Genomic DNA, 8,112 nt, shown 5'->3' with positions numbered 1-8,112 from the left:
TTGTTCCAGACAAATTTGTCCGACGCCGTAACAAGACAACAACATAACCTTAAGTGGCTTTTATGAGTCACTTTTTTATAAAAAAAACTGCAAAAACCCCAAAAAATCGGTCAGGAAAGGTATTGATTTTATTGAAGTTTTTATTTGGCTATTTTTAAATAAAATCAAATAGTTACATACCATGTTAAAAGTTTCTTAAAACTTAGCAATGAATAAATTAAGCTAAGTATAAATAAAAGCTTACAATTCTTAAAAAAAAAAGTAGTGATTTAATCTTTAACAAACTATATGCTTTAAGCACTTTATAAACACTCACTAAAATAAGTGGCTTTTTATAAAAAACAAATAAAACAACAAGTTAATTGACGGAACAACTATTATGTGTTATTATACGGCAACCGGCAACCGCGTGGCATTGAAAGCCCTATTTCTAAATCTTATTCAATGTGTTGGTAATCAGAAACAAACTTCACTCCTATTTTCATCATTGAAGCGATTAAGCTTAGCTAAATCACCAAATTTATCGACAAGGTCTAAGTTTTTACCTAAATCTGCTTTGTTGTTTGTACCATTGCTATTATTGTTATATATGCAAGAAGCAATGGCGTTGTCGGCAAAAACATCTCATACCATTAAGGGTAGTGCACCATATTTAACGTTTGATAGTGGACAAACAAAGATAACTGATACAAATGAGTTGTTGTCTATAACGTTGCCAGACGGCACAAAAATATCACCATTGACAAATACAAGTGCAATAACTCCAATATGGATGCCATATGCAGGAAATAAATTGGGTGATATAACGATGGCGGTACCATCAGACACCAATTTAATTGATATAAAGGATTTGGTTGATCAAGGTTATTGGGGAGATGATGATGGCGATGGACAGGGTACAGATGGCATTACGGCTACGGGATCGATATTGGTAGATTTTACGGATAAAAACGGTAATCCCGTTAGTCGTAGTGATTCATTAAGTATATGTTATGCGCCTTATAGGATAAAGTTGAAGGCTTATGGAGGCTATTTGAAAACAAATCATGGTGTACCAAATAAAACTTACTTCAATAATGATACTGTGAATTATTATATCAATCCGTATTCAATGCAACCTCAAGTTTGTTCGGTTATGCCAAATCTACACGGTGGTTCTCTAGGTCCAGCTAATATATGGGATCGTGATAAAGGATTTTTAACCGAATTTCCAAATCCATCTTTCCCATCTTCTTATGCTCTTAATTTTCCAACTACAGGAGCTGATGGTTTATATTTTGATTTAGATATCGGTGGATTTGATGCAGGCCATTTGAGGTGGTCTGTAATCACAAGTGGTAGTATAAGAGCAACAGTGAGTAGGACAAGACCACATTCAGGGACATTCATAAACCCGCAAGGACGTACTATAGAAGCTGATGAATGGATTCTTGATAAATCAAAATATGTAACACGGGTAACGTTAAATGGTCCTAGGGCTACTGATAGTCAGATAAATTCAAGTAATCCTAGTCCACTTAATAAGCCAATTTTGCCACAGACATTTGAGTTGGAGGGAAGGGATAGTAATGATAATGTGATAGTGAGGTATGGATTTGTCTTAAAGCAGTGGTTTGTCTATCGTAGTAAACGTGAACGTCATAATGAACAGTCAGCATGGTGTAGTAGTTTGGGGTATCGCACGCCACAGGTAAGTGATTTAACTAATGCTACCAGAACGATGAATCCTCCTTTTTCGGGCGCCATACCATCGTCACCTTATAACAATTATCAACGACGAATAGGGGCTGGTTTTTTTACAGAGTGGGGCATCATGGGAGAATATCTCGATGCGAATTTTACGAGCGACTACGTCTTTACGATAGACACCTCTTTGGGTGGCCACAAGTTCGTTGTCAGTGCTCACAACGGTGCTATTGCTGATGGCGGTAATCTCATTTTTTATGCTGTTTGCATACCTTAACGTCTTCCCCTTAATCTTTAGGAGGCTGAGCAGGTAAGACCTATAATCCTTGTGGTTTAAAACTGTGGTCTATTTTATTACGGCAAGATTTCGGACGTTTTGGCTGTGGTGAATAAAATAACTGTTGTGATCACGTCCGATTTAGGGGATTTTTTGCGAAATCCCTAAAAACCCCTCGCAAGGCTGTATAATGTGTAATAGTTTTTATTTTGCTATTTTCAAAATATCTTCCTTTTAAGGGAGGCAATCAAGTTTTTTTTAACATCTATCAACAAAATAACGCATAATTCGATTATCTTTACTTAATTCAGGATGAAAAGCACATACTAAAATATTACCTTGTTGCGCCATAATGCAACGTTGCTGAACAAATGCAAGTTGCTCTACATTTTTTCCTGCATTGGCAATATAAGGAGCACGAATAAATATCGCAGGAATTTGTTGACCAATCGTTGGTATGTCTAACGTTGTTTCAAAGCTGTTAATTTGCCGCCCAAAACCGTTGCGTTCAACACAAATATCCATTAAATCCAGTAATTCAACCTCGTTATGAGTTGTGCTATTACCGCAAAGTACCAATCCTGCACACGTACCAAAAATACCTTTACCCTGCTCGGCAAATTGTTTTATTGGCTCGACAAGCCCATTTTGTTTGATTAAACGACTAATGGCGGTCGATTCGCCGCCGGGAATAATTAAACCGTTTAGCTTGGTTAATTGTTCAGGGCGTTTAACTAGCGTTGCTTGTACATTGTTGATGCTATTAAGCATTGTTATATGCTCACTGACTGCGCCTTGCAAATTGAGCACTCCAATGTGTTTAATATTGTTATGAGCAGAAGCCATCATTACCAACCTCGATCTTGCATTCTTTCAAACTGAGCAAGTGTACTGATTTCAATCCCTTTCATTGCGTTCCCCAAACCTTTTGAAAGCTCGGCTAAACGTGGATAGTCGTCAAAATAGGTGGTCGCTTGTACAATTGCTTTGGCAAACTTTTCAGGATTTTGGGATTTGAATATGCCAGATCCAACAAAAACACCATCAGCACCCAGTTGCATCATCAGTGCTGCATCGGCAGGGGTTGCTATGCCACCAGCGGCAAAATTAACAACAGGAAGTTTTTTTAACTGTTTGATTTGTAATACTAATTCATAAGGAGCACCTATCTCTTTGGCAAAGGTCATTAATTCATCTTTTGATTTATTAGCAACTTGGCGAATTTGTTCGTTGACTTTACGCATATGGCGTACGGCTTCAACAATATTACCAGTGCCGGGTTCGCCTTTGGTGCGTAACATCGATGCGCCTTCACCGATTCGGCGCAACGCTTCGCCCAGATCACGACAACCGCAAACAAATGGCACGGTAAATTCATCTTTAAGCAAATGATACTGTTCATCAGCAGGTGTTAATACTTCACTTTCATCAATATAATCAACGCCCATTGATTCTAAAATACGAGCTTCAACAATGTGTCCAATACGGGCTTTAGCCATAACAGGTATGGTGACTGCTTTCATAACTTGTTCAACAATGGTTGGATCAGCCATTCGTGCAACACCACCCGCGGCACGAATATCCGAGGGAACTCTTTCTAAAGCCATAACTGCAACAGCACCTGCTTGTTCAGCAATTTTGGCTTGTTCTGCGTTAACCACGTCCATAATCACGCCACCTTTTTGCATTTGTGCCATGCCGCGTTTAACGGTTTGTGTGCCTGTTATTTGGTTCATTTTTGCTCCTAATTGAATTGATAATGATGATATTGTTTTAACTGTGTTTACTTTTTTTATTATTCAAAAATTAAGCACAACAAAAAACAGCCAATTGGACTATAATAATGCCATCCAATTTTGTGGGGTGTTAACAAACATTTTTTAAACATCCCTCAAACAACTAATAACACCAGTTAGAGCAAGATCACTATGTGGGATCAACAAAAACTAGCCAACTTGTCTGGCGCGCTTTTTAAGAAAGTAGCACAATTGATTGAAGATTATATTGAGCAAGGCATGCTAATAGCTGGCGAAAGACTACCTTCGGAACGTGAACTGGCAAAAAAACTGTGTATTAATCGCTCAACGGTTGTTCATGCGCTAGATCTGTTAACTGAACGCGGTGTGCTTGTTCGGCGTCAAGGAAGTGGTACTTATGTTAATAATCAAAAATGGGGAATGCAGACATATTCATCGATTCATTGGCGCTTACCTGCACATTTTTATCAAAATAGGCAATCAGTTTATCAACAAAAAGTGACACAAATGCGTATGCAACGAGCAGATATTTGTGATCTGGCTAATGGTGATTTGCCAACGTATTTGATACCTAAATTTCAATTACCAAATATGTCGTTAAATGAATTAATTATGCACGAAAAAAACAGCGATATATTACAACTAGGGTTACCATCACTTAAGATGCAAATTGCTATTTACATGCAAAAACAATTTGCGATGCAAGTTGATACTGAGGAGATTTTAATTACATCAGGCACACAACAATCGTTATTTTTGATTACGCAGGGATTGCTTAAACCAGGGGATTCGGTGGGGATTGAGTCGCCATCTTATTTTTATTCGTTGCCACTATTTCAAGCAGCGGGATTGCGTTTATATGGTATTGAGTGCGATAACGAAGGTATCACGCTTGAAAGTCTTGCTAGTTGTGTACAACAACATCACATTAAATGGTTGTTTTTAAATCCTGTTTTTCAAAATCCGATGGGTTTTGTTATGAGCAATGAGCGTAAACAGGCAATATTGGCATTTTGTCGATCACGTTGCATAGGAATTGTTGAAGATGATGCTTATAGTAGTTTAGCTTTTAAGTGTGATTTACCCATATCGCCCATTAAAAAGTTTGAACAGTCTAATCAAGTTATCTATTTAGGGTCGTTATCAAAATATATTGGGCGCAATATTCGTGTTGGTTGGATGGTTGCACCTCGGGATATTATCGAAAACCTAGCCAAAATTCGACAACATATCGATTCTGGGTTAAGCATTTTGCCACAATTATTAGCTCAAGAGTATTTGCAACATCATCATGCAAGTCATCAACAACAATTACGACAAACGTTACAAAGTAAAGCCAAACAGTTGATGCTATGGTTAAAAAGCTATTTTGGTGATCAAATTACCTATCAAGCCCCATTAGGCGGTTTACATTTGTATGCCCATTTACCAGTAAACACAGTAGCGCAAGAATCAACCTTACTTAATCAACTGTTATTAGACGGCGTGATTGTGTCACAAGGTAGCCGTTTTGGCGATAAGCTAGGGTCAATTAGGTTAAGTTATGGGCATTTTGAAAGGTAACTAATATAAAATTTTGTTACATCCGTTTAATATTTGATCTTAATTAAAATTTGTTAATAATTATTATGTTACAGAGTTATCAACAGGCTTATTCAATACTTATTAAGTCATATAGTGAATAACTGTAGTAAATTTTTTAATAAAAATTAATTTTTATGTTGCCATTATCGATAAATTGTTAGTGACCAAAATAAATGGTATTAAAATAATTAACAAACTGTTAATAAATATTAAATGATTAACCAATTATTGAAATTAGTGGCACCTTGTAATTTGTTATTATGCAGTAAAATTTTATTTATTAACCATTTAATTAATAATAATTATTTTAAATTTGTTTCGTGCGCAATGATAGTTAACTTAATAAGTTTTTTTATTTTAACTCAATTTACAGTACGAGCCTTTAAACAGTGGATTGCTGGTGGTATTTTAACTCGCTATAATTGACCATCATAAGATGATAAATTATAAATAATATTGGAGGCAATTTTGCATCTTTCATCAAAGGCTTTTCGTATTTTAGGGATTATCGCTACGATAGCATCATTAGGGATGTATGTTTCTTATATTCCACAAATCATCGATAATTTAAATGGATTTAAATCGAATCCTACTCAACCATTAGCCGCAGCTATTAACTGTACTCTTTGGGTCTGTTATGGATTATTAAGAGAAAAGAAAGACTGGCCAATTGCGATAGCCAATTCACCAGGTGTCTTTTTTGGGTTAATTGCCTTTTTTACTGCTCTATAATTTGTGAAATATTATTAAAAGGGCTAATTAGTTATCTGTTTATAGTTTGTTTTATCGGCATTTTTGTTATTAATGACAATCAAATTCTTTTAATAAAATTAAAAAAAGAATTGCTATTTTTAGCAAAATAAAGTTGAAAATAACGTAGCTTAATATTTAACCTATAGCAAAAGCAATTATTAATTATGATGTTATTGAGTTATTAACAGGTTTGTTAAACAGTTATCAAATTGTACGGTGTATAAATCTAAATCAGGGAGTAATATTATCCAAAAAGTCACAGTTGGGTTGGTGATATAATGATACTAGTCGATTGTTTTGAATATATTAAAGGAAGATATACAGTTGAATGGATAGTTTTATAATGCATTTAATAATCAAAATCACATATAAAAGGGAAAGAAAATGAAAAAATTAATCGGTGTTTTTTTACTTAGTTTGCCAATGTTGGCTACAGCGTCAAATTGTGACGAAATTAGTGCCAAAATTGCCGAAAAAATCAAAAATAACGGTGTTGATCCGGCTCATTTCCAGCTTAAACTTGAATCAGCCGACAAATCAGAACAACAAATAGAAGGTAAAATAGTGGGGTCATGTGATCGAGGTCAACAACATATTGTATATGTTCGTTTAGATGGCGTAATCAAGGAACCATCACAGCCAACCCAACCAATGCAGCAACAAGAACCAGAACCAGAACAAACAACGCCAGTGCAGAGCGATGAATCAACTACAAATTAACTTCATCATAAATTAATTTAACACCACATTAATTAAAACCGTTTTTTAAACCAAAATAGGGCATAATGCCCTATTTTAGTTGGTGTTGGATTATAGCAAATCGCTGTAATTTGCTTTGATATCATCACTCCAAACACTGGCTTGTACTTGACCTATGTGTTTTTGCTTTAAAAGCAACATAGTCAAACGTGATTGCCCAATGCCACCGCCAATTGTTTGTAATAAATCGCCATTAATTAATGCTTTATGCCAATCTAATTGTAAGCGATCTTCATCATTAGTTAGTTTTAATTGACGTTTTAATGTTTCGGCATCAACTCGAATTCCCATTGATGAAATTTCAAATGCACTATTTAATATTGGATTCCACACTAAGATGTCGCCATTTAATCCTTTAGAACCCAAATCATTAGTGCTACTCCAATCATCATAGTCAGGAGCACGCACATCATGTTTTTCATTATTTGATAATTGACCACCAATACCGATTAAAAACACAGCGCCAAGCTCTTTGGTTATTGCGTTTTCACGCTCTTTAGGGGATAAATTTGGGTAACGCTTTAGTAACTGCTCGCTGTCAATAAAGGTGATCGATTCAGGTAAAAAACGGGAAATATGATACTGCTGTGACACTGCCTTTTCGGTCGCTTTAATGGCGGCATAAATATTTTCAACCGTTTGTTTTAAATAAGTTAAATTGCGATCTTCAGGACGAATCACCTTTTCCCAATCCCACTGATCAACATAAACTGAATGAATGGGCGAAAGCTGATCTTCGTCTGGACGTAAGGCTTTCATGTTAGCATAAATTCCTTCACCAGCTTGAAAATGGTGAACGCTCAAAATTTTACGCTTCCATTTTGCAAGCGAATGCACTACTTCATATTGTGCATTAGGAATTGCTTTTACCTTAACTTGCACAGCATGTTCAGTGCCAGACAAATTATCTTGAATACCATCACCAACTTGACTTAGCAATGGCGCTTGTACTTCAATTAGTGACAAATGCTCGGCAAGTTGATTGGCAAAAAATTGCTTAACAAAACTGATTCGTTGTTGCTGCTCTTTAAATGATATCGTCATGTTTACGCTCTAGTTATTTATCCTATTTTAGATAAGTAAAGTAAACTAGATGCACAAATTTTGCAAGATGAAGATAAAAAGCAATACATAGTAAAGAAAGTACCTGTGTTTGTTATGATTTTTTACAATATATTGTGGAGTGATGCATTTTATTGCGTCATTTTTATAAAAAACAAGTTATTACTCAAAAAATAGGTCAGGAAAGATATTGATTTTATTGTTTTTTTTACACCGAAAAACATTTCTCCAAAA

7 protein-coding genes are annotated in these 8,112 nt (G+C 35.5%); 4 read left to right on the top strand and 3 right to left on the bottom strand.

Annotated features, from left to right (window positions below):
- The first annotated feature begins 379 nt into the window (after positions 1 to 379).
- On the top strand, positions 380 to 1,963 hold the full coding sequence (locus GQ596_RS08675; protein WP_160401281.1) for a hypothetical protein: 1,584 nt from the start codon (positions 380 to 382) through the stop codon (positions 1,961 to 1,963).
- A gap of 258 nt (positions 1,964 to 2,221) precedes the next feature.
- Here GQ596_RS08675 and pdxT read toward each other — a convergent pair whose 3' ends face one another.
- On the bottom strand, positions 2,222 to 2,809 hold the full coding sequence (pdxT, locus tag GQ596_RS08670) for a pyridoxal 5'-phosphate synthase glutaminase subunit PdxT (protein WP_160401286.1): 588 nt from the start codon (positions 2,807 to 2,809) through the stop codon (positions 2,222 to 2,224).
- A gap of 2 nt (positions 2,810 to 2,811) precedes the next feature.
- Entirely contained in the window at positions 2,812 to 3,699 is an 888-nt protein-coding gene (gene pdxS / locus GQ596_RS08665; protein ID WP_160401280.1) for a pyridoxal 5'-phosphate synthase lyase subunit PdxS, read from the bottom strand.
- Positions 3,700 to 3,891: 192 nt separating this feature from the next.
- Between pdxS and GQ596_RS08660 the strand changes: the two genes are divergently transcribed.
- From GQ596_RS08660 to GQ596_RS08650, 3 genes are all read left to right on the top strand, one after another.
- Positions 3,892 to 5,283 carry a PLP-dependent aminotransferase family protein gene (locus tag GQ596_RS08660; protein WP_160401279.1) on the top strand — a complete coding sequence of 464 codons (1,392 nt, stop codon included), beginning with the start codon at positions 3,892 to 3,894 and terminating at the stop codon, positions 5,281 to 5,283.
- 489 nt (positions 5,284 to 5,772) lie between these two features.
- A complete protein-coding gene (locus tag GQ596_RS08655) occupies positions 5,773 to 6,036 on the top strand; it encodes a SemiSWEET family transporter (protein ID WP_160401278.1) in 264 nt (87 codons plus the stop codon).
- 405 nt (positions 6,037 to 6,441) lie between these two features.
- Positions 6,442 to 6,777, top strand: coding sequence for a DUF1161 domain-containing protein (locus tag GQ596_RS08650; protein ID WP_160401277.1), 336 nt, complete (start codon positions 6,442 to 6,444; stop codon positions 6,775 to 6,777).
- Between the two features lie 90 nt (positions 6,778 to 6,867).
- Here GQ596_RS08650 and asnA read toward each other — a convergent pair whose 3' ends face one another.
- The gene (gene asnA / locus GQ596_RS08645) at positions 6,868 to 7,860 is read right to left on the bottom strand and encodes an aspartate--ammonia ligase (RefSeq protein ID WP_160401276.1); all 993 of its coding nucleotides are present in this window, start codon (positions 7,858 to 7,860) and stop codon (positions 6,868 to 6,870) included.
- Between the last annotated feature and the right edge of the window lie 252 nt (positions 7,861 to 8,112).

The organism is Gilliamella sp. Pra-s60, assembly GCF_009795755.1.
Lineage (GTDB): Bacteria > Pseudomonadota > Gammaproteobacteria > Enterobacterales > Orbaceae > Gilliamella.
This window is presented reverse-complemented; position numbering and strand designations above follow the sequence as displayed.